General features: G+C 67.4%; 24 protein-coding genes. 16 read left to right on the top strand and 8 right to left on the bottom strand.

Going from position 1 to position 18,693, the window contains the following annotated elements; genetic code table 11:
- Positions 1-10: 10 nt before the first annotated feature.
- Positions 11-1,057, top strand: coding sequence for a TrmB family transcriptional regulator (locus tag Hhyl2_RS12140; RefSeq protein ID WP_483551033.1), 1,047 nt, complete (start codon positions 11-13; stop codon positions 1,055-1,057).
- Between the two features lie 193 nt (positions 1,058-1,250).
- On the opposite strand, the gene Hhyl2_RS12135 is transcribed toward Hhyl2_RS12140, so the two are convergent.
- From Hhyl2_RS12135 to Hhyl2_RS12125, 3 genes are all read right to left on the bottom strand, one after another.
- Positions 1,251-2,384 carry a thiolase family protein gene (locus Hhyl2_RS12135; RefSeq protein WP_483551032.1) on the bottom strand — a complete coding sequence of 378 codons (1,134 nt, stop codon included), beginning with the start codon at positions 2,382-2,384 and terminating at the stop codon, positions 1,251-1,253.
- A 72-nt stretch (positions 2,385-2,456) separates the two neighbouring features.
- Positions 2,457-2,921: a pyridoxamine 5'-phosphate oxidase family protein gene (locus tag Hhyl2_RS12130; RefSeq protein ID WP_483551031.1), complete on the bottom strand. Its 465-nt coding sequence runs from the start codon at positions 2,919-2,921 to the stop codon at positions 2,457-2,459.
- Between the two features lie 82 nt (positions 2,922-3,003).
- Positions 3,004-4,647 carry a DUF1508 domain-containing protein gene (locus Hhyl2_RS12125; RefSeq protein WP_483551030.1) on the bottom strand — a complete coding sequence of 548 codons (1,644 nt, stop codon included), beginning with the start codon at positions 4,645-4,647 and terminating at the stop codon, positions 3,004-3,006.
- A 351-nt stretch (positions 4,648-4,998) separates the two neighbouring features.
- On the opposite strand from Hhyl2_RS12125, the gene Hhyl2_RS12120 reads away from it, so the two are divergent.
- Together Hhyl2_RS12120 and Hhyl2_RS12115 are read left to right on the top strand one after the other, a co-directional pair.
- Positions 4,999-6,342: an ATP-binding protein gene (locus Hhyl2_RS12120; protein WP_483551029.1), complete on the top strand. Its 1,344-nt coding sequence runs from the start codon at positions 4,999-5,001 to the stop codon at positions 6,340-6,342.
- A gap of 42 nt (positions 6,343-6,384) precedes the next feature.
- Positions 6,385-6,660: a hypothetical protein gene (locus Hhyl2_RS12115; RefSeq protein WP_483551028.1), complete on the top strand. Its 276-nt coding sequence runs from the start codon at positions 6,385-6,387 to the stop codon at positions 6,658-6,660.
- A 3-nt stretch (positions 6,661-6,663) separates the two neighbouring features.
- Here the strand turns inward: Hhyl2_RS12115 and Hhyl2_RS12110 are convergent, their stop codons facing one another.
- On the bottom strand, positions 6,664-7,104 hold the full coding sequence (locus Hhyl2_RS12110; RefSeq protein WP_483551027.1) for a universal stress protein: 441 nt from the start codon (positions 7,102-7,104) through the stop codon (positions 6,664-6,666).
- 90 nt (positions 7,105-7,194) lie between these two features.
- Between Hhyl2_RS12110 and Hhyl2_RS12105 the strand changes: the two genes are divergently transcribed.
- Together Hhyl2_RS12105 and Hhyl2_RS12100 are read left to right on the top strand one after the other, a co-directional pair.
- On the top strand, positions 7,195-8,067 hold the full coding sequence (locus tag Hhyl2_RS12105) for an MBL fold metallo-hydrolase (RefSeq protein ID WP_483551026.1): 873 nt from the start codon (positions 7,195-7,197) through the stop codon (positions 8,065-8,067).
- Positions 8,068-8,116: 49 nt separating this feature from the next.
- Positions 8,117-8,422: a hypothetical protein gene (locus Hhyl2_RS12100; protein WP_483551025.1), complete on the top strand. Its 306-nt coding sequence runs from the start codon at positions 8,117-8,119 to the stop codon at positions 8,420-8,422.
- Here the strand turns inward: Hhyl2_RS12100 and Hhyl2_RS12095 are convergent.
- Both Hhyl2_RS12095 and Hhyl2_RS12090 read right to left on the bottom strand, forming a co-directional pair.
- The gene (locus Hhyl2_RS12095) at positions 8,419-9,369 is read right to left on the bottom strand and encodes a DUF5787 family protein (RefSeq protein WP_483551024.1); all 951 of its coding nucleotides are present in this window, start codon (positions 9,367-9,369) and stop codon (positions 8,419-8,421) included. The two genes, Hhyl2_RS12100 and Hhyl2_RS12095, sit on opposite strands and share 4 nt — an antisense overlap.
- A gap of 126 nt (positions 9,370-9,495) precedes the next feature.
- Positions 9,496-10,386, bottom strand: a complete 891-nt coding sequence (locus tag Hhyl2_RS12090) for a DUF7351 domain-containing protein (RefSeq protein ID WP_483551023.1) — start codon at positions 10,384-10,386, stop codon at positions 9,496-9,498.
- Positions 10,387-10,537: 151 nt separating this feature from the next.
- Here Hhyl2_RS12090 and Hhyl2_RS12085 point away from each other — a divergent pair, with 151 nt between their 5' ends.
- The 7 genes from Hhyl2_RS12085 (at position 10,538) to Hhyl2_RS12055 (ending at position 14,349) form a co-directional block, all read left to right on the top strand.
- A complete protein-coding gene (locus Hhyl2_RS12085; RefSeq protein ID WP_483551022.1) occupies positions 10,538-10,939 on the top strand; it encodes a response regulator in 402 nt (133 codons plus the stop codon).
- 56 nt (positions 10,940-10,995) lie between these two features.
- A complete protein-coding gene (locus Hhyl2_RS12080; RefSeq protein ID WP_483551021.1) occupies positions 10,996-11,325 on the top strand; it encodes a hypothetical protein in 330 nt (109 codons plus the stop codon).
- A 97-nt stretch (positions 11,326-11,422) separates the two neighbouring features.
- Entirely contained in the window at positions 11,423-12,655 is a 1,233-nt protein-coding gene (locus tag Hhyl2_RS12075; RefSeq protein WP_483551020.1) for a translation initiation factor IF-2 subunit gamma, read from the top strand.
- Complete coding sequence (locus Hhyl2_RS12070; RefSeq protein WP_483551019.1) at positions 12,652-13,026, top strand: twitching motility protein PilT; 375 nt, start codon at positions 12,652-12,654, stop codon at positions 13,024-13,026. Before Hhyl2_RS12075 ends, Hhyl2_RS12070 begins: the two co-directional genes overlap by 4 nt.
- 3 nt (positions 13,027-13,029) lie before the next feature.
- Complete coding sequence (locus Hhyl2_RS12065; RefSeq protein WP_483551018.1) at positions 13,030-13,608, top strand: DNA-directed RNA polymerase; 579 nt, start codon at positions 13,030-13,032, stop codon at positions 13,606-13,608.
- The gene (spt4, locus tag Hhyl2_RS12060; RefSeq protein WP_483551017.1) at positions 13,608-13,805 is read left to right on the top strand and encodes a transcription elongation factor subunit Spt4; all 198 of its coding nucleotides are present in this window, start codon (positions 13,608-13,610) and stop codon (positions 13,803-13,805) included. The genes Hhyl2_RS12065 and spt4 overlap by 1 nt, the downstream gene beginning before the upstream one ends.
- Before the next feature lies 1 nt (position 13,806).
- Positions 13,807-14,349, top strand: a complete 543-nt coding sequence (locus Hhyl2_RS12055) for a GTP-dependent dephospho-CoA kinase family protein (protein WP_483551016.1) — start codon at positions 13,807-13,809, stop codon at positions 14,347-14,349.
- Positions 14,350-14,352: 3 nt separating this feature from the next.
- Here the strand turns inward: Hhyl2_RS12055 and Hhyl2_RS12050 are convergent, their stop codons facing one another.
- Entirely contained in the window at positions 14,353-14,508 is a 156-nt protein-coding gene (locus Hhyl2_RS12050) for a rubrerythrin-like domain-containing protein (protein WP_483551015.1), read from the bottom strand.
- A 53-nt stretch (positions 14,509-14,561) separates the two neighbouring features.
- Positions 14,562-15,611, bottom strand: a complete 1,050-nt coding sequence (locus tag Hhyl2_RS12045) for a methyltransferase domain-containing protein (protein ID WP_483551014.1) — start codon at positions 15,609-15,611, stop codon at positions 14,562-14,564.
- Positions 15,612-15,751: 140 nt separating this feature from the next.
- Between Hhyl2_RS12045 and Hhyl2_RS12040 the strand changes: the two genes are divergently transcribed.
- From Hhyl2_RS12040 to Hhyl2_RS12025, 4 genes are all read left to right on the top strand, one after another.
- Positions 15,752-16,315 carry a TATA-box-binding protein gene (locus tag Hhyl2_RS12040; protein ID WP_483551013.1) on the top strand — a complete coding sequence of 188 codons (564 nt, stop codon included), beginning with the start codon at positions 15,752-15,754 and terminating at the stop codon, positions 16,313-16,315.
- Positions 16,316-16,441: 126 nt separating this feature from the next.
- Entirely contained in the window at positions 16,442-16,831 is a 390-nt protein-coding gene (locus Hhyl2_RS12035; protein WP_483552025.1) for a DUF7473 family protein, read from the top strand.
- Positions 16,832-16,881: 50 nt separating this feature from the next.
- A complete protein-coding gene (locus Hhyl2_RS12030; protein ID WP_483551012.1) occupies positions 16,882-18,198 on the top strand; it encodes an MFS transporter in 1,317 nt (438 codons plus the stop codon).
- A gap of 63 nt (positions 18,199-18,261) precedes the next feature.
- Complete coding sequence (locus Hhyl2_RS12025) at positions 18,262-18,687, top strand: DUF7979 domain-containing protein (RefSeq protein ID WP_483551011.1); 426 nt, start codon at positions 18,262-18,264, stop codon at positions 18,685-18,687.
- The last annotated feature ends 6 nt before the right edge of the window (positions 18,688-18,693 follow it).

Here is an 18,693-nt window from a genome sequence, read left to right as displayed (position 1 = left end):
CATTGGTGGCATGGCGGAGACGGTAGCACAGTTGACCCGGTTCGGGCTCTCGGAGACCGAGGCCCGGACCTACCTCGCCGTGCTGGAACGGGGCAGCGCGACCATCGCCGAGATCGGGACGGAGACCGACATCTCGACGGGATACGTCTACGACCTCGTCGAGAGCCTCGACGACCGGGGACTGGTCGTCGTCGACGACCACCGGACGCCGACGCAGGTCCGGGCCGTCGATCCGGAGTCGGCCATCGAATCAATGACAGCGGAGCTCTCGGATCTGGCGACCGACCTGGAAGCGCGACACACGGAGGCCGAACCCGACTATCCGGCCGTCGAACTCGTTCGGACCCGGCAGACGCTGTACGACCGACTCGAACGGCTCATCGAGAACGCGAGCCACGAGGTGTTTCTCTCGGTCCCGGCGCCGGCCATCGAACGGCTCGCAGCGCCGCTCGAAGCCGCGTACCGACGCGGCGTGTTCGTCGCGGTGCTGCTGGGGACCGCCGGCGTCGAGGGTCGCGTCGACGTCGAGTCGGTCGCCCGCGGCGCCCACGCGGTCCGGACCTGGGAGGCCCGGGTCGCCAGTCTCGCCGCGGCGGACGGCCGCGTCTCGATCACCAGCGACTCCTCGCTGTTACACGGCAAGCATCGCCAGGGCGAGTACGGCCTCGCCATCGAACAGAGTCCGAAGAACGCGGTCGCCATCCTCTCGCAGTGGTCGAACTTCTGGGCTGCCGGCGACCAGGTCTACCGTGCCGACTGCCCCTCGCTTCCACTGGAGAACGTCTCGTTCCGGCATGGCCTGTTCGCCATCGCGACCCACGAGGACCCCCGCTCGCTGGAAGTGACCGCACACCTGTTCCCGGACCAGGAGTACGACTCCCTGACGGGGACGGTCGTCGAGACGAAACAGGGGCTGGTCGAACCGACGACGGCCGAGTTCACCGGCCAGGACGGCCTGGTACTGGATGTCGACGGCGAGTACCACAGCGTCGGCGGCAGCGGTGCCTACACCGAGGAGTTCGCCGCGGAACTGCTGTCGGTGCGCGAGCAGGCGTGAGGGGCTGACTGCCCCGCGACCGCACCATCAGGGCCGGTGGAACTCGATGGCTGCACCCTGGCCGACCACCTTTTTCCGCTTCGGGTGGCCTCGCTGCGCTCGGCCACCACTCGCGCAAAAACGTGGGCGAAAAAGGCGGGACCTCGCTTCGCTCGGTCCCGTGAACCTGCCCTCTCTGCGCCCGCCAGCGCAGCTACGGCCGGTGGAACTCGATCGCCGCGCCCTGGCCGAAGCCGACACATTCGGTCGCCAGCCCCAGGTCCGCGTCCCGGCGGTTCATCTCGTGGACGAGCGTCACCGGGAGGCGAGCGCCGCTGGCACCCAGCGGGTGGCCGATGGCGATAGCGCCGCCGTTGACGTTGAACATGTCGTCGGCAAAGCCCAGTTCGCGCTGGCAGTACAGTGTCTGGGAGGCGAAGGCCTCGTTCAGTTCGACCAGGTCGTACTCGTCGGTGTCGCGGCCGATTCGCTCACCGAGTTTTCGCACCGCGGGGACCGGTCCGATACCCATGACCGTCGGGTCGACGCCGGCAACCTCGTGGGCGCCGATCTCGGCGAGGACGTCCAGGCCGCGCTCCTCGGCGAACTCGCGGGTGGTGACCATCAGGCCGGCCGCGCCGTCGGAGACCTGCGAGGCGTTGCCCGGTGTGACCGTGCCGTCGGACTTGAACACCGTCGGCAGACCCGACAGGGTCTCCATCGAGGTGTCACGGCGGATCCCCTCGTCCTCCTCGACGCGACCCTCGTCGGTCTCGATGGGGACGATCTCGTCGGTGAAGCGGCCCTCGTCGGTCGCCGCGGCGGCCCGCTCGTGGCTCCGCAGGGCGTACTCGTCCTGTTCCTGGCGGGCGACCTCCTTCTCCTCGGCGACCTTCTCGGCGGTCATCCCCATCTGGAGTTCGCCGATATTGTACAGTTCGGCCAGCCGCGGGTGGACGTTGTGGGTGTTCTCGCCCATCTTCACACGGGACATCGATTCGACGCCGCCAGCGATGAGTACCTCGCGCTGGCCCGCAGCGACGGCGTCGGCGGCACGCATCAGTGCCTCGGCGGAGGAGGCACACCAGCGGTTGATCGTCGCGCCGGGGACGTCCTCACCTAGGTCCGAGAGCAGCGAGATAACGCGAGCGAGGTTGTTACCCTGCTCGCCACGTTGCTGGGCACACCCCCACAGCAGGTCGTCGACCTCGTCGGACTCGACGCCGGTCGTCGCGAGCAACTGGTTGACGAGCGGGACCGAGAGGTCCTCGCTGCGGACGTCCGCGTACGCGCCGTCTTCTTTCCCCTGTGGTGTTCGCACTGCATCGACGATAACTGGTGTCGGCATGGGAACGTCAACGGCCCCACCCGTGTTAAACTCTCACAAACTCGCAACGAGATGACGAGAGTTGTAAGTTTCTTATTCGCCAAAGCCCGGCGGCAGCCCCGTGTGTTTGATGCCGCTGCGCTCGGCGATCTCGAACCGGTAGACGACGATGTCCTCGGACTCGATGGCGGTCTCGAACACCTCGGGGCGCCAGGCACCGCCGAGGATGTCCGAGAGCCCCTCCAGTTCGGACTCGGGGACCGCTTCCGGTCGCCCCGTCAGGACGACGCTCTCCCAGTTGAACATCGACCGGACGTCGTAGACGAGAAAGCCCGCCTCGGTGGTCGATTCGACGAGTTGTCGCTTCCGGCTGTCGGGGCCGCCTACGAACGTGAAGTACAGTGACGCCCCGTCGTAGCCGAAGGAGATCGGGACCATGTACGGCGCGCCGTCCGTCGGCAGGCCGAGCACGCCGACCCGCTGACTCTCGAGGAACGCTCCGATCTCGCTCCCGTCCATCGCCGTGAGACCTGCCTCTTCTAGTGATTCGACTGTCATGTCTGGAACTTCGGAGGAAATCAGCTTAAGTAGTTCGGCGATTCCCCACAGCGGGGAACGGCCGGGTGGGTATCCGGCGGCCTCAGTCGGCCGCTTCCTCGGCTTCTTCGGCGCCCGGTGCGTGACGTTTCACGCCCTCGATGGCGTCGATGGCCTTGTTACGCTCGGTGTAGCCCTGGCCGCCGTCGGCGAGGACGTTGCCGTTGCGGTGGCGCAGCCGCCAGCGCCACTCGTCGGCCTTGTCCCGGAACAGTTCGAAGACCGTGCTTCCGACCGGCAGCAGTGCCGCGTCGGCGGCGTAGTTCTGGATCCGCTCGACGCCGTCCATGGCCTTGCTGCGGTTGCTGTAGCCCTGGCCGCTGTCGGCGATGATCTCGTCGTTCTTCGCGCGGAGGCGCCAGCGCCATTTCCCGGCGTTGTCCTCGTAGACCTCGAAGCCGTCGTCGACGGTGGCGTCGGGCGCCCGGTTCTGGACTCGTTCGGCCGCGCTGCGGGCGCCAGCCCTGGTGGTGTAGCCCTCGCCGCTGTCGGCGAGGATGTTGCCGTTGCGGTGGAGCAACCGCCAGCGGAACTCACCGGCCGCGTCGGGGTAGACCTCGAACCCGACAGGGTCGAGCGTGAGGTAGGGAGCGCCGGTCACGTACGCCTTGATGCCGTCGAGTGAACGGCGGGCGTTGGACTTCGAAGCGTAGCCCTCGCTGCCGTCGGCGATGATGTTGCCGTTGCGGTGGCGCAGGCGCCAGCGGAACTCTCCGCCCTTGTCCTCGTAGACCTCGTAGCTCGCCTGGCTCTCGGGAGCCGGGATCTCGGGCACGTCCTCGGGCGTGTCGTCCTCGGTCGCATCGGGCAGGAGTACCACACCTCCACCGGCCGCGTTGGCCTGGACGCTGCGCAGGCCCTGCATCGCCTTCTGCCGGGAGGCGTACCCCTGTGCGCTGTCGGCGATGACGTTCGAGTTCCGGTGGCGGAGCCGCCAGCGGTGCTTGCCGCCCTTGTCGGTGTACAGTTCGAAGGTCGCTTTCGAGTCCATCGCAGCCGCGATGGTCTCCTGTGCCGCGGTCAGTTCGGCCTCGGTCGCGTCGAGGACCGTCGCCATCTCCTCCCGGGTCGCCTCGCTGGTCGCCAGTTTCTCCGCGAGCGAGTCGCGTTCACGCGTCGCCTGTTCGGCGGTTTCGGTGGCCTGCTCGGCTTCCTGGCTCGCCCTGGTCGCCGTCTCGGTCGCCCGGTCCGCGGTTTCGGAAGCCTCCTTCGCGGTCCGGGTGGCGCTCTCCGCGGTCGTCTTCATCCGCTCGAACTCCTCCTGTCGGCCGGTCAACAGTGGCGCGACGATGGCGCCGACTGCCGTCAGGAACAACCCGAACAGGTACAGCGAGATGACGCCCGCGTGACCGGTCGGCCCCGTCCAGTTCGCCGGGTAGACCGTCGTGAACCAGACGACTGCGCCCAGGCAGACGACAGCGCCGAGATACGAGAGGATCAGCGCCCGTCGCGAGAGCGGTAATCGGAGTGTCGGTCCGACGATGAGCGAGACGAGCCCGATCGCGCCGGAGATGTACCCCAGTTGCCGTGGCAGTGAATTGTCAGGGGAGAAGTAGAACAACAGTAAGCCAGCGATACCGAGGACGATACCGGCCACGAACAGCCAGTAACCGTATGCTTCGTCGTCGGTGGTTGGTTCACCGATACGACCGCTGTACATCCGAACCAGGGAGTTGCGAGATGACATACACGTAATATTCTAGTGTATTCTATAAATCTCTTTGTGCAACAATTATAAATAGTAGATCGCGTCCGATAGTTCATTTCGTTCGAGGGAAACGGAGCCGTGATCGCCCGACTCAGACGAGAGGCGGGTATTCTTGCGATGCTGGACTGATGCTGAAACCCAGCAGTTGACGCTTGGAACGTATGCGTCTCGAAACCACAGGGCCGGTGCACTTGGCCTGAAATCCCGGAGTGGAATTCCCCCGTCGTCAGGCGCGGAGGGAGGGCGACCGGCTGGGCTGTGACGGCACTCGATTCACTCTCCGGCACGCTTCGAGTCACTTATGCCCGTCGCGACTCAATCACAGTGGGAATGAGCAACGCGGAACTGGACGTCGTCGAGTTCCTGCTGACGACGGTCGTCTACACCGACCGTCGGGACCTCGACCCGGACGATCTGCCGGCGGCCTACCGATCGGTGTTCTGGAGCGACGGGACGATCGAACGACCGCTGTCTGCGACCGAATCGACCGCTAGCGAGGCGACGGGCGTCGAACAGCCCTGGAACACCGTCTCCGGGCTGATGTTCACCGACCGGGACGACTTCTCCGGGACGATGTCGTTCACGAACCGGGAGATGGCCGAGGAGTGGTTCCTCGACCGGGTCGACGCCGACCGCCTGACCAGGAACCCGGTCCTCGCGGCCGAGTTCGAACACGAGGTCGACGACCTCGACTACGAACTGGCCCGCGCCCGGAACCGGCCGTCACGGGCCGACCGGGCGTTCATCGATGCCATGCTGGAGGAGGCCTTCGACACCGAGGACGAGGACGACGAGGAGATGCTCGATCTCGTCGACGTCCGCGCTCCCGAGGAAGTCGAGATGACGCTCGACGATCTGGTGTTGACCCCCGACCAGGAGGGCGAGATCCAGAAGATCGTCAAGGCCATCGAACACCGGGACTATCTGGCACAGATCGGCCTCCGGGAGATCGGGAAGCTCCTGTTCGTCGGGCCGCCGGGGACCGGCAAGACCAGCGTCGCACGGGCGCTGGCTCACGACCTGGACCTCCCGTTCGTCGAAGTGAAGCTGTCGATGATCACGAGCCAGTACCTCGGTGAGACCGCAAAGAACGTCGAGAAGGTCTTCGAGGTGGCCAAACGGCTCTCCCCGTGTATCCTCTTCATGGACGAGTTCGACTTCGTCGCCAAGACCCGCTCGTCGGACGAGCACGCCGCGATCAAGCGGGCGGTCAACACCCTGCTCAAGAGCATCGACGAGATCTCGCTCATCCAGGACGAGGTGCTGCTCATCGGGGCGACCAACCATCCCGACCAGCTCGACGCCGCGGCCTGGCGGCGCTTCGACGAGATCGTCAACTTCCCCAAGCCCGATCACGGGATGCGGGCGGACATCCTGCGGATCATCACCCGCGAGATGGACATCCTCGACTTCGATCCGGCGACGCTGGCGGACCTCACCGAGGGGCTGACCGGTAGCGACCTCCGACTCGTGCTCCGGGAGGCCGTCCTGGAGGCGCTGACCGAGGAGCGGACGACGCTGACCCAGCAGGATCTGGAGGACGCCGTCGCGGACTTCGAGGAGCGTGACAACCTCAAGAACATGGACATGATCGAGGGTGACCACGACGCCCTGGTCGCTGGCGGCGACTTCTCCGAGACCGACGGCGGCCACGACCACGATCACGACCACTGATCGCACAGCGACACTTATCTTCGTTCGCCTCGTCCGACAGGTATGGCAGACGACGTGTTCACAGAGACAGACGAGACCGTCGAGGACTGGGTCGACGTCCGCATGACCGACCCCGACGCGGGCGAGTGGGACATCGACGTGGTGGTCGCAGAGGGACAGGTCGAGTTCGTCGACCTCCGTATCGACCCGGCGCTGTTGTCGGGGTTCATCGAGTGTCTGGTCGAGGACGTCGCCGAAGAGCGCGCCGCGCGCATCCTCGCCCGGACGGCCGACCGACTAAACCTCGACCCGGACGATCTAACGGTCCCCGAGGAGTAGCGGTCATCCGTCGGGGTGTCGCCGGACGAAGACGATGTCGTAGGCGTCGTCGGTCCCGATACGGCCGGAGATACTGCTAAGCGTCGTCGTCAGCCGCCCGCCGCTCCCGGAGCCGACGAACACCATCGAGGCGCCGTTCCGCTTGGCGAGCTTGCGGATTGGTTTGGCGATGGCGTTCGCCGAGGGCGGGCGAGTCGTCTTCTGGTAGTGGTAGCTCGCTTCGGGAGCGATCTCGGCGACCTGTTCGCGGAGCGAGTCGGCGACAGCATCGACGCTGAACGGCGCGTCGTCGTCGATCCACCCAACGTCGCGGGCGTACGAGCGGTTGGTCGGGATGACCGTCGCTGCGAGTACGTCTTCCTCCACTGCTGTGCCGAGCGTATGGGCGCGTTCGAGTGCGGCGTGGGACCGCTTGGACCCGTCGAAAGCGACGAGGAAGGTCATACGCTGCCGTAGGAGAACGGCTCCCTTAGGCACACCGCTCGACGCCGAGAAACGAGGGGCTTAGGGCCGTCGCCCTCACAGAGTGTGGTGATGGAGGTCACGCTGCTGGGGACCGGTGATACGACAGGGACGCCGACCGTCGGCTGTGACTGTGACACCTGCGAGCGCGCCCGCGACCCCGACGCGGAACTGCGTGAACGCGCTCGCGAGCGGGGCATCGACCCCACGGACGGCGTCGAGCGCTCCCGGTTCTCGGTGTTCGTCCGGAGCGAGTCGGGCGAGTCGCTGCTGGTCGATTGCAGCCCGGACTTCCGCCAGCAGTTCCTCGACGCCGACGTGGGCCTGCCCGACGCCGCCCTGGTCACCCACATCCACTTCGACCACCTCGACGGCCTGGGCAACGCCTACCGCCTGTTCGACGACCTGCCGGTGTACGCTGCCGACGAGATCGATCCGATGACCGACGCGAGCGTCGCCCAGAGCATCCGGAGCCGCTACGACTACCTCGATACCGTCTCCGTTCGCCCCCAGACCCCCCACGAACCGTTCTCGGTGGCCGGCCTGGAGGTGACGCTGGTCCCCGTCACGCATCCGCCGCTGCTCTGTTACGGTCTGCGCATCGCGGAGCCCTCGACCGGCGCCACCCTCGCGCTCTCCGGTGATACCTGCTACGACGTGCCCGAGCGCTCCCGCGACCTGCTCTCGGGGGCCGACCTGGCCCTGGTCGAGGGGCTGGTCCACCCCGAGGCCTGCGAGTACCACCCCAAGGGCGGGGCCGACTTCGACGAGGCGGGCGTCCCGCGGACGTTCGGCACCAAGCACATGACACTGCCCGGCGCACGGGACTTCGCGGCCGACATCGACGCCGCCGACTACCGCATCGTCCACACGGCCCACTACGTCCCGGCCGACCGCGCGTTCGCCGACGACATCGCACTCGACGGCGAGCAGTTCTCGCTGTGACGACCCGACGGACGCTACACCTTTGTGCGATGCTGACACAGTGACGCCCATGGACAGGCGCGGCATCGCCGAGACTGTTGGCGCGGCGCTGGTCAGTGGCGGCATCGCCGTCGCCGGCCTCCAGTTGTTCGCCGGGCGCATCGACTGGGTGCTCGTCGTCGGCCTGGTTGCCAGCGTGAGCATCGCCGCGGCGGCCAACTACCAGGCCAGGACCGGACACGCAGAACAGGTCAAAAGCGAGGCGCCGGGGGTCACTGCCGACAACTTCGAGGCCCACACCCAGCCAGCGGCCGGCGACGGCGGGGAACCGCTCGAACCGACCATCGACGACGGTGCCCAGGACGAGGAGTCCTAGCCGAACCGGTCAAGTCCGGATTGCCGGTGGGCGCGACCCTCCGGGTCGGGGTCCCAGGGCGTGCGCTCGGCCCGGAGCGCGTCGCTGTCGACCGTCGCGGGCTCCGCGGGATCGTACCCGTTGCAGTCGGAACCACACTCGTCGCTGGCCCGAACAGGACGGCCCTTCCACGCACAGTACGGCAGCCCGTCGTCGTCCGGCGTGCACTGTCGACAGCCGGGGTAGTCGAAACTACGCCACCCTTTCCCGTAGGCGCGTTCCGCCAGTCGGCGACGCGCCCTGACTTTCTCGGTAGCACTGACGATACGGATATCCGTCCGGGCGGGCTGGCTCTCCAGCAGCTCCACGCCGGGCTCGTCGGTCGCGAGCTCGGTCGCCTCGCGGACCACCTCTCGCTGGCCCGTCTCGGGGTCGAACCGCCAGACGCCGACTGCCTCGGGGATGCGGTTGAGGTGGGCCCGCGTGACGTAGGAGGCCGTCGCCAGCACCACCTCGTCGGCCAGCGCCAGCGAGACGTCGGTCCGGAGCTGGGCCTCCAGGTCGCCGGGTCGGCCGAGGTCGGGCTTGTTCTCGATGGCGGTGATCGACCCGATCCAGTCCGGGTAGCGGGCAGTCTGGCGGACGTAGCTACGCCCCCCGCGACGCTCGCGCTCGAAGAACCCCCGCTCGATGGCCAGTTCGACCGCTCGCTCGGCCCGGTCGGGGTGGCAGTCGAAGGCGTCCTTCCAGTAGCGAGCCTGCCCGGGACCCACGTCGGACTCGATAGCCGCCGTCGGGATACGGTCGGCGGTGAGCGCCGTCCGCTCGTCGAACGCCGGGCCCGGGGACACGACGACGGTGTCGAGGACCCGACGACCGTGGACGTGCCCGCCGAGCTGTCGGCTGACCAGCCGGCCGTCCCGTTCGAGGTGGGCACACAGCGCCAGTTCGAAGCCGAACTCCCGCACACGGTGAGAGAGGGACTGTAGCGACAAAAGCGGCGCGTCCGTCTCATAGTGATTATTGCAGGTTATTTCCGGATAGCGCCGATCCCAGGGTCGGCGCGTACCGGTACATCGTTCCACTAACCACTATCAGTCCCCGCAGTCGCGCTGCTCGTGGGTGACGGGCTGGAGATCGCCGTCCAGGGTGACGTGCAGCGCGGTCTCGGCGGCAGGGATGGTGACCTCGATGCGCCACGGGTCCGTGCCCTCGACAGTCGTGTACTCGTCGTCGACACACCACGGCAGCGTCCAGTACGGCCGATCGGCCAGTGAGATGCCGTGTTCGTCGTAGAAGGCCGCGACCGTCGAGTCGTCCAGCAACGACAGCCCGACCGGCGAGCAGAGTTCGTAGCGACACCGCTCGCAGACGAACTCCGCCCGGACGGCCACGTCCAGACAACAGTCCCCCTCCCGCGTGATCTCGGTGTGCATCCGTCCGGCACACTCCGGGCAGACGCCGTCGGCGGCCAGACAGTGGAGGTGTCGGACCCGCTCGGCGAACGCGGTCGCGATCTCGCTGTCGGTCCGGTCGACGAGCCCGCCCGGCGGGAAGGGGTACTTCCCGTGGGCCTTCCCGCAGTCCCGACAGTCGATGGCGAACTGCTCGTCGGCGTAGCGGGCTACCAGTCCGCCACCACACCGGGTGCAGGCGCCGGCGACGGTGAACGGCTCGACCGACGGCCGCTGGGTGAAGATGCCGGCACGGAGTGCACGGATGACCTGTCCACCCGCTTGCCGCAGGACGTACCCCTCCTCGGTGTCGGCGACGAACTGGCCGGTGAGTTGCTGGAGGTGGTAGTTGAACTGGCCGCTGTCGGCCAGATCGACAGCGTCGAACAGCGTCGAGAACCGGACCGGCGTCTCCTCGGCCCGCCAGAGCGCTTCGAGGATGTCGAGTCGCGTCTCGTTCGCGATCACGGAGAAGGCCGCTTCGGCGTCGACGTCGGCACCGCCGCCTGGCTGGTCGTCAGCGTGGGACATGGACGGACGAACACATCGATCCGGCAAAAGGTCTTGCAGAAACGAGTTCCTGTTGGCTATCTGTCGGATTATTTCACCAGTCTGGGGGTTCTTTCAGGTCCTGAATCCACTGTTGGAAGTTTATTACAGTGGGGGTAGATGTGGGAGTTACATGGGGATGGTTACAGGGGACGCGGATGGCACCACCAGAGAGCGCACACGGCGTGTGCTCGTCGTCGACGACGAGCCGATGGTGGCGACTGCTGTCGCCGAGTACCTCGAAGCGGTCGGTGACGCACTGGACGTAGTCCACACGACGGCGCCGACGACGGCGCTCGAACGGCTCGACGGCTCGTTCGACTGCGTGGTGACCGACTACGAGATGCCACAGTTCGACGGACTCACGCTCATCGAACGGGCCGAGACCGACGCCGACTTCGTCGTCTTCTCCGGCGTCGACGACGAGTCCGTCGCGCGGCGCGTCCGCGAACGCGGCGCCGTCTTCGTCCCGAAGGGGGTCGGCACCGGCCAGTACGACGAACTCGCGACGCTGGTGTGCGAACAGGTGGCCTGAACCCGCGAGCCAACCGGACAGAAAACACTTCATTCCGGACATCGACCGGCCGTACGATGAGTCGGTCCCCCGATTTCTGCCCCAACTGCGGTGAGCAACTCGACGGCGCGACGGTGCGCTGTCCGAACTGTCGGACGGATCCGCGGCCGAACACGAGCGGCAACTCGAAGAGCGCCGGGCTGGCAGCCCTGCTCTCAGTGCTGATCACGGGTGTCGGCCACCTCTATCTTGGCAGGATCGCCCGCGGTGCGGGCTGGTTCGTCGGTGGTATTGCCCTCGCACTGGTGCTGGGAGTGGCGATCCCCGAACTCGCGCTACTGAGCTTTTTCGTCCCGGTCGCCGCCGCGTTCGATGCCTACTCGCTCGCTGCGAACGGCTCGTACTGAGGCCGAGCGCCCGACTCGGCACGAGAGCCGTCACGCGCCCAGAACAGTAGGTTTATCACCCGCAGGCGGCGAACTTCCCATCACGATTACTCCCGACATGACATCGAACAAACAACCGGAGGTGAACATCGGACTCGTCGGCCACGTCGACCACGGCAAGACCACGCTCGTCCAGGCTCTGTCAGGCGAGTGGACCGACCAGCACTCCGAGGAGATGAAGCGCGGTATCTCTATTCGACTCGGCTACGCGGACGCGACGTTCCGTCGCTGTCCCGAGGCCGAGGAGCCCGAGGCGTTCACCGTCGAGGAACACTGCGAGGACCACGACGTCGACACCGACCACCTCCGGACGGTGTCGTTCGTCGACGCCCCTGGCCACGAGACGCTGATGGCCACGATGCTGTCGGGCGCCGCGATCATGGACGGTGCGGTCCTGGTCGTCTCCGCGACCGAACCCGTCCCCCAGGCACAGACCGAGGAACACCTGATGGCGCTCGACATCATCGGTATCGACAACATCGTCATCGCCCAGAACAAGGTCGACCTCGTCGACCAGGAACAGGCGATGCGCAACTACGAGCAGATCCAGGAGTTCGTCGAGGGGACCGTCGCCGAGGACGCCCCCATCGTCCCCATCAGCGCCCAGCAGGAGGCCAACATCGACCTGCTCATCGACGCCATCGAGCGCGAGATCCCGACGCCCGAGCGCGACCCATCCGCGGACGCCCGCATGATGGTCGCTCGCTCGTTCGACATCAACCGCCCGGGTACCACCTGGGAGGACCTGATGGGCGGCGTGCTGGGCGGCTCGCTCGTTCAGGGCGAACTGGAGGTCGACGACGAGATCGAACTGCGTCCCGGCCGCGAGGTCGAGGAGGGCGGCAAGACCGAGTGGCGGCCGGTGACCACCGACGTCCGCTCGCTGCAATCGGGCGGGGACTTCGTCGACACGGTGACGCCCGGCGGCCTGCTCGGCGTCGGGACCGGGCTGGACCCCGCGATCACCAAGGGCGACGCGCTTGCCGGCCAGGTCGCCGGCCCCGAGGGCTCGCTCCCGCCGACCCACGAGCAGTTCACGATGGACGTCGACCTGCTGGAACGCATCGTCGGCGACGAGGGCGGCGAGGTCGAGCAGATCTCGACGGGCGAACCGCTCATGCTCACCATCGGGACGGCGACGACTGTCGGCTCGGTCACCAGCGCCAGGGACGGCGAGTGCGAGGTCGCGCTCAAACGTCCGGTCTGTGCCGAAGCCGGCGCGAAGATCGCTATCAACCGTCGTGTCGGCGCGCGCTGGCGGCTCATCGGTGTCGGCACGCTGCGTGAATGATCGTGCTGGACACCAACGCACTGATGATGCCGGTCGAGTGTGACGTCCGCCTGTTCGAGGAACTCGACCGGATGGCGCCCGACGCCGCCTACGTCGTCCCCGAAGCGGTCCGGGACGAACTGGAGAAACTGGCCGACGGCGCCGGCGCCGAAGCGACGGCAGCGGCGGTCGGGCGCGACCTGCTCGACCGATGTTCGGTCCGTCCGACCGACGCCGACTACGCCGACGACGCCGTCCTCGAACTGGCGACAGACGACGAAACGACACACGCAGTCACGAACGACAAGCCCCTGAAACGCCGCCTGCTCGACGCAGGCGTTCCGGTAATTAGTTTACGGGGCAAGAACAAACTGAGTATCACTCAACCATAACCTATGTACAAACGGGTACGCCTCCGCGATACGGTCGAAGTTCCACCACGGCATCTGGCAGACGTCAGTCCGGATCTCGTCAAGAAGCTCCTGCAGGACAAACTCGAAGGGCGGATGGACGAGGACGTCGGTAGCGTCGTCTCGGTCATCGAGGTCCACGACATCGGTGACGGGGCCGTCCTGCCGAACAAGCCCGGCGTCTACTACGAGGCCGAGTTCGACGCGCTGACGTTCGATCCCCAGATGCAGGAGGTCGTCGACGGCGAGGTCGTCGAAGTCGTCAACTTCGGCGCCTTCGTCGGCATCGGTCCCGTCGACGGTCTGCTGCACGTCTCCCAGATCTCCGACGAGTATCTCGCCTACGACGAGGAGAACAACCAGCTCGCCTCCCGCGAGTCCAACCGCATCCTGGCCGAGGGAGACGCCGTCCGGGCCCGCATCGTCACCAAGAGCATCGACGAGCGCAACCCCCGCGACTCCAAGATCGGCCTGACGGCCAAACAGGTCGGCCTGGGCAAGCACGGCTGGCTCCAGGAGGAGCGAGAGAAGCGCGAAGCGACGGCGGAAGCCGGTGAGAGCTGATGGCTGACCGACTCGTCTGCCGGGACTGTCACCGCGTCCAGGGCGCCGACATCGAGAGCCAGTGTGAGGCCTGTGGCGGCACCTCCCTGACCGAGGACTGGGCCGGCTACGTCGTCATCGCCCATCCCGAGAAGTCGGATATCGCGAAGGAGATGGAAGTGACAGAACCGGGCCAGTACGCGCTGAAGGTCCGCTAACGTGGCAACCGTCGTTCTCGAACTCCCGGACGCGCTCCGAGCGGCGCTCAAGGAGCCGCTGGGCCCGATCTACACCGAGACAGCAGCGTTACTGGCCGACGCCGGCGACCCGCTGGTCGCGGTCGGGGACATCGTTACCTACCACCTGCTGGAAGCGGGACGGACGCCCGACCTCGCGCTGGTCGACGGCCGGACCCACCGCAGTGCCGTCGACGAGGAGATCGGGGCGGCCGTCGGCGGGTTCGACCGGCGCGTCACCGTCGAGAACCCCGCCGCGACGCTCACCGAGGCGTTGCTGGGCGCACTGCGGGCGGGACTCGCCGCCGACGAGACGACGCTCGTCGTCGTCGACGGTGAGGAGGATCTGGCGGCGCTGCCGGCGGTGCTGGCGCTCCCCGCTACTGGCAGTGTCGTCTACGGGCAACCGGACGAGGGGATGGTGCTCGTCACGCCCGAGGGCGAGGCACGGGAGCGAGCGCGGTCGCTCCTCGAACGGATGGACGGCGACAGCGCGCGGGCGCTGGCCCTCCTTCGTGGCGAGTAACGGTTATTCCGGGCGCGGAACGCTGATATTGCGCATCTCCGTGCCACACCGCTCACAGGTCACCAGCGAGACGTCGCTACAGAGACGGGTCCCACAGTCCGGACACTCGAAGCGTTGTTCGTCGTCGTCACACGGTGCCGGATCGGACCAGAGTGGCATCGCTACCTGATACTGCTCGGTCCAGCCGGTTAATCCTTGTTACCACATGACACTCACTGGACGTTCGTCGACCGCGCGAGCACGTGGACGTGCCGGACGAGCGAGCGGTGGACGCGCCGTTCGAACCGGTCGGTGACCGTCCAGTCGGCGCCCGCTGCCGCGTCGCCCCAGTCACGGTCAGCGACCAGCACGCACCGGGGGGCGACACGGTGTGCTTCGGCGAGCGCACCGGAAACGAGGGGGTCCAGTTCTCCCTCGATGCGTGACTGTCTCCCGTAGGGCGCGTCGAAGACGACGGCGTCGACGGCGCCGTCGGGCAGCGGTAACGACGCCGCGTCCGACCGCCAGAGGTCCCAGCGGCCCGGTTCGGGATAGCTGTCGCGACCGGGATGGCCGTCCCCGTCGAGGACGTCCCGGAGGTTCTGCCGACTGCCGGTGACCATCTTTTCCTGTGCGTCGCCACCGAGCACGCGGGCGCCCAGGAGGCCGGCCTCCAGCAGGATGCCGCCGGTGCCACACATCGGGTCCAGGACGGTCGCGCCGGGGCGGGCACCGGCGATATTGACGAGCGCGCGGGCCTCCAGGGGGGCCATGCTCCCGGGCTGGAAGAACGGCCGATCGGTCGGCTGTCGCGTCCCGAAGTCACGGTGGCTCTCGACGGCCAGCCAGCCGACCGCACAGCAGGCCTCGCCTCCGCCAGACTCCTCGTCGCCGTTAGGGTCGGTGAAGTACGCGTACAGGACGTTGTCGGGAGCATCGAGGTCGACGGCGAAGCCCCGGTCGGTGAGCACGCCGCCCAGTTCCCGTTCCGCGTGCTGGGTGTCGACGCCGGTGCTGCCACGGACGTCGACGGCGCGCACGGCGACGGTCCCCTCGCGGTCGAGCGCGGCCGCGTCGAGGACGGCTCGCGCGCTGTGGATGTCGGGGTCGCCGGTCCCCAGCAGGGCACAGGCCCGGTGGGTCAACGCCAGGTGGCGCACACGGTCGGTGACGCCGCGGGCGGTCGCTAACCCCGGCCCGAGACGAGCGACGTCGCTGGCCGCACTCGCCGCTTCCCGCCTCGCGAAGGCGTCGTCCTGCCCGCCGAGTTCGAGGACGTACACGCCCGAGTGCTGTCTCCGGGCGGGCATGAGCGTGCCGGTCGCCCGCTCACAGCCATCAATACAGTGACGTTTCCACTGGCCGACCTGTCACCGATGGCATGAACCTTTATAAGCCTTAAATACGAGGTTTAAGTCGAGATATGGCTGACCCCAAGGAGACCATCAACATCGAAAACGTCGTCGCCTCGACTGGAATCGGTCAGGAGCTCGACCTCCAGAGTGTGGCGATGGACCTCGAAGGGGCGGATTACGACCCCGAGCAGTTCCCCGGCCTCGTCTACCGCACCCAGGACCCCAAATCCGCAGCGCTGATCTTCCGTTCCGGCAAGATCGTCTGTACGGGCGCGAAGTCCACCGAGGACGTCCACCAGAGTCTGCGTATCGTCTTCGACAAGCTCCGCGAGCTGAACATCCAGGTCGACGAGGAACCCGAGATCGTCGTCCAGAACATCGTCACGAGCGCGGATCTGGGCGAGAACCTCAACCTCAACGCCATCGCGGTCGGTCTCGGACTGGAGAACATCGAGTACGAGCCCGAGCAGTTCCCCGGCCTCGTCTACCGGCTGGACGAGCCCGACGTCGTCGCGCTGCTGTTCGGGTCGGGCAAGCTCGTCATCACCGGCGGCAAGGAGCCCGAGGACGCGGAGAAGGCCGTCGACCAGATCGTCTCGCGGCTGGACGAACTGGGCCTGCTGACGGACTGAGACGGCTTGCTGTAACTCGCTTCCAAGCCGACCGCTGGCTGCCGTGCGGTCGGGCCGGTATCGACGTGCAGCAATCCGTCGAAGAGCACAACGCACAAGCGCCGCGCGACCCCACCTCCGTGTATGTTGCTTCAGGCCGGCCCGTCGGGACTGACCGGCGGCGGACTGCTGGCGGTCGTGGTCACGCTGCTTGTCACCTGGCTGTTCTACGCCGTCACACTCCATCTGGCGGCGACGTTCTTCATCGGTGAGGTCCCCAGCCAGCTCGCCGCCAAGGCCGCCATCGTGCCGGCGGTCGTCTCGCTGTTGCTCCAGCAGTACGGTATCCAGGCCGGTATCGTCTCCCCGAGTCTGGGCGTGCTGGTCGTCATCGTGATCACGATGCTCGCCGACGGGATCGCCATCAGCGCGGTCTACCGTCTCTCGGGGCGCTCGACGGCCCCGCTGGTCGTGCTCCACTTCGCGTTCGCGGCGGTGCTGGGGTTCGCACTCAACAACATCTTCGGCTTCGTCTGAGCCGGTCTGAAAACCGTTAACCGCTTCCGTCCGTTTCCTCCCGGTATCCGATGCGAGAGAACGACCGAGCCATCGTCGGGTTCACCGGGTTGGCCCACGCCGTCGTCCACACCTACGAGCTGTCAATCCCGATCCTCGTGCTCGTCTGGCTCACCGAGTTCCCGGTGACGACGGCGTTCCTGGGGCCGGCCCTGGCCGTCGGCTACGGGCTGTTCGGTGCCGGTGCGCTCCCTGGAGGCGTGCTCGCGGACCGCTACGGCCCTCAGTGGCTCGTCGTGGGCTGCCTGCTCGGGATGGCTGGGTCGTTCCTGCTGTTGAGCCTCGCCCCGAACGTCCCGACTATCGCGGTCGCGGTGGGACTGTGGGGGCTGGCGGCCAGCGTCTACCACCCGGCAGGGTTGTCGCTCATCTCGACGGGGGTCCACGACCGGGGGACCGGCTTCGCCTACCACGGGATGGCCGGCAACGCCGGCATCGCGCTGGGGCCGCTCGCGACCGCGCTGCTCCTGCTCGCGTTCGACTGGCGGGTGGTGACGGCGCTCCTGGCCGTCCCGGCGGTGCTGGCCGTCGGCGTCGCGGTCACCGCCGAGTTCGACGCGACGGCGGCCGTCAGCGCGGATGGTGGGGCTGCGGACGGTGACGGAACGACGGACCAGAGCGAGGAGGGAGTGACCGACGCGTCCGACGACGGTGCACCGACCTCGCTCTCGGCGTTCCTCGCCGACAGTCGCGCGCTGTTCACCGTCGGCTTCGCGCTGGCGCTGGGCGTGGTCGCCATGAACGGCCTATTCTACCGCGGGACGCTCACCTTCCTCCCGGACGTCCTCTCGGGCTATCTCCCCAGCGTCACCGAGTACGTCCGGCTGTTCGAGCCCGGCAGCCCGATGGCCGAGCAGTTCGACCTGGCGTACTACATCTACACGGGCCTGCTCGTGGTCGGTATCGCCGGCCAGTTCGTCGGCGGCAAACTCACCGACCGGATCCCCGTCACGACCGGCCTCGCAGCCGTCTTCGCCGGCCTCTCTGGCGTCGCGCTCCTGTTCGTCCCCGCGGTCCAGGCCGGTATCCTCCCGCTGCTGGCCGGCAGTGCGGTGCTGGGATTCCTGCTCTTTGCCATCCAGCCGCTGTACCAGGCGACTATCGCCGAGGTCAGCCCGCCCGACGACCGGGGCCTCTCCTATGGCTACACCTACCTGGCGAACTTCGGGGTCGGGGCCGCTGGCGCTGCCGTTTCCGGGGTCTTGCTGTCGGTCGTCGGCGAGAGCGGGACCTTCCTCGGCCTGGCACTCTTCCCGCTGGTCGGTGTCGCACTCGCCGTGGTACTCGGCCGCAGTCTGGGTCCAGAGTCGGACGCACAGACCGCCTGAGGACGCTCAACGACAGTTTGACCGTCCACGAGACACTTATCGTGGCCGGTGGAACGTCCCGGTATGTCACTCGACCGCCGACGGTTCCTGGCGGCCGGCGCCGGGGCTGCGTCCGCCCTGACTGCCGGCTGTTCGGGCCAACTCACGCAGTGTGTCCCCCTCTTTGGCAGCGATATGCCCCAGGACGCGGCTATCGCCGTCACACCGGTGGATTCGGTCCCGGACGACGCGGAGACTGTCGCCGTGGCCGACCTCCCCGACAGCGAACGGGACCTGCTCCGGACTGCCATCGAGGAGGGCGTCGTCAGAGCGTGTATGCGCGAGGAAACCGACCGGACCGCGACGTTCCGCGATTTCGCGGGCCGCGTCGGTGTCGAGACCTCCCTCGCCGACGGTACCGACCGCTACGGCCTCTGGGTCCGGATCACCGACCAGATATTCGCCGGCACCGGCGACTCGCCCGAGGGCGACGCCTCGCCCTGCTGCTGACCAAAC

It is taken from the genome of Haloarcula sp. H-hyl2, assembly GCF_056934385.1.
This window is presented reverse-complemented; position numbering and strand designations above follow the sequence as displayed.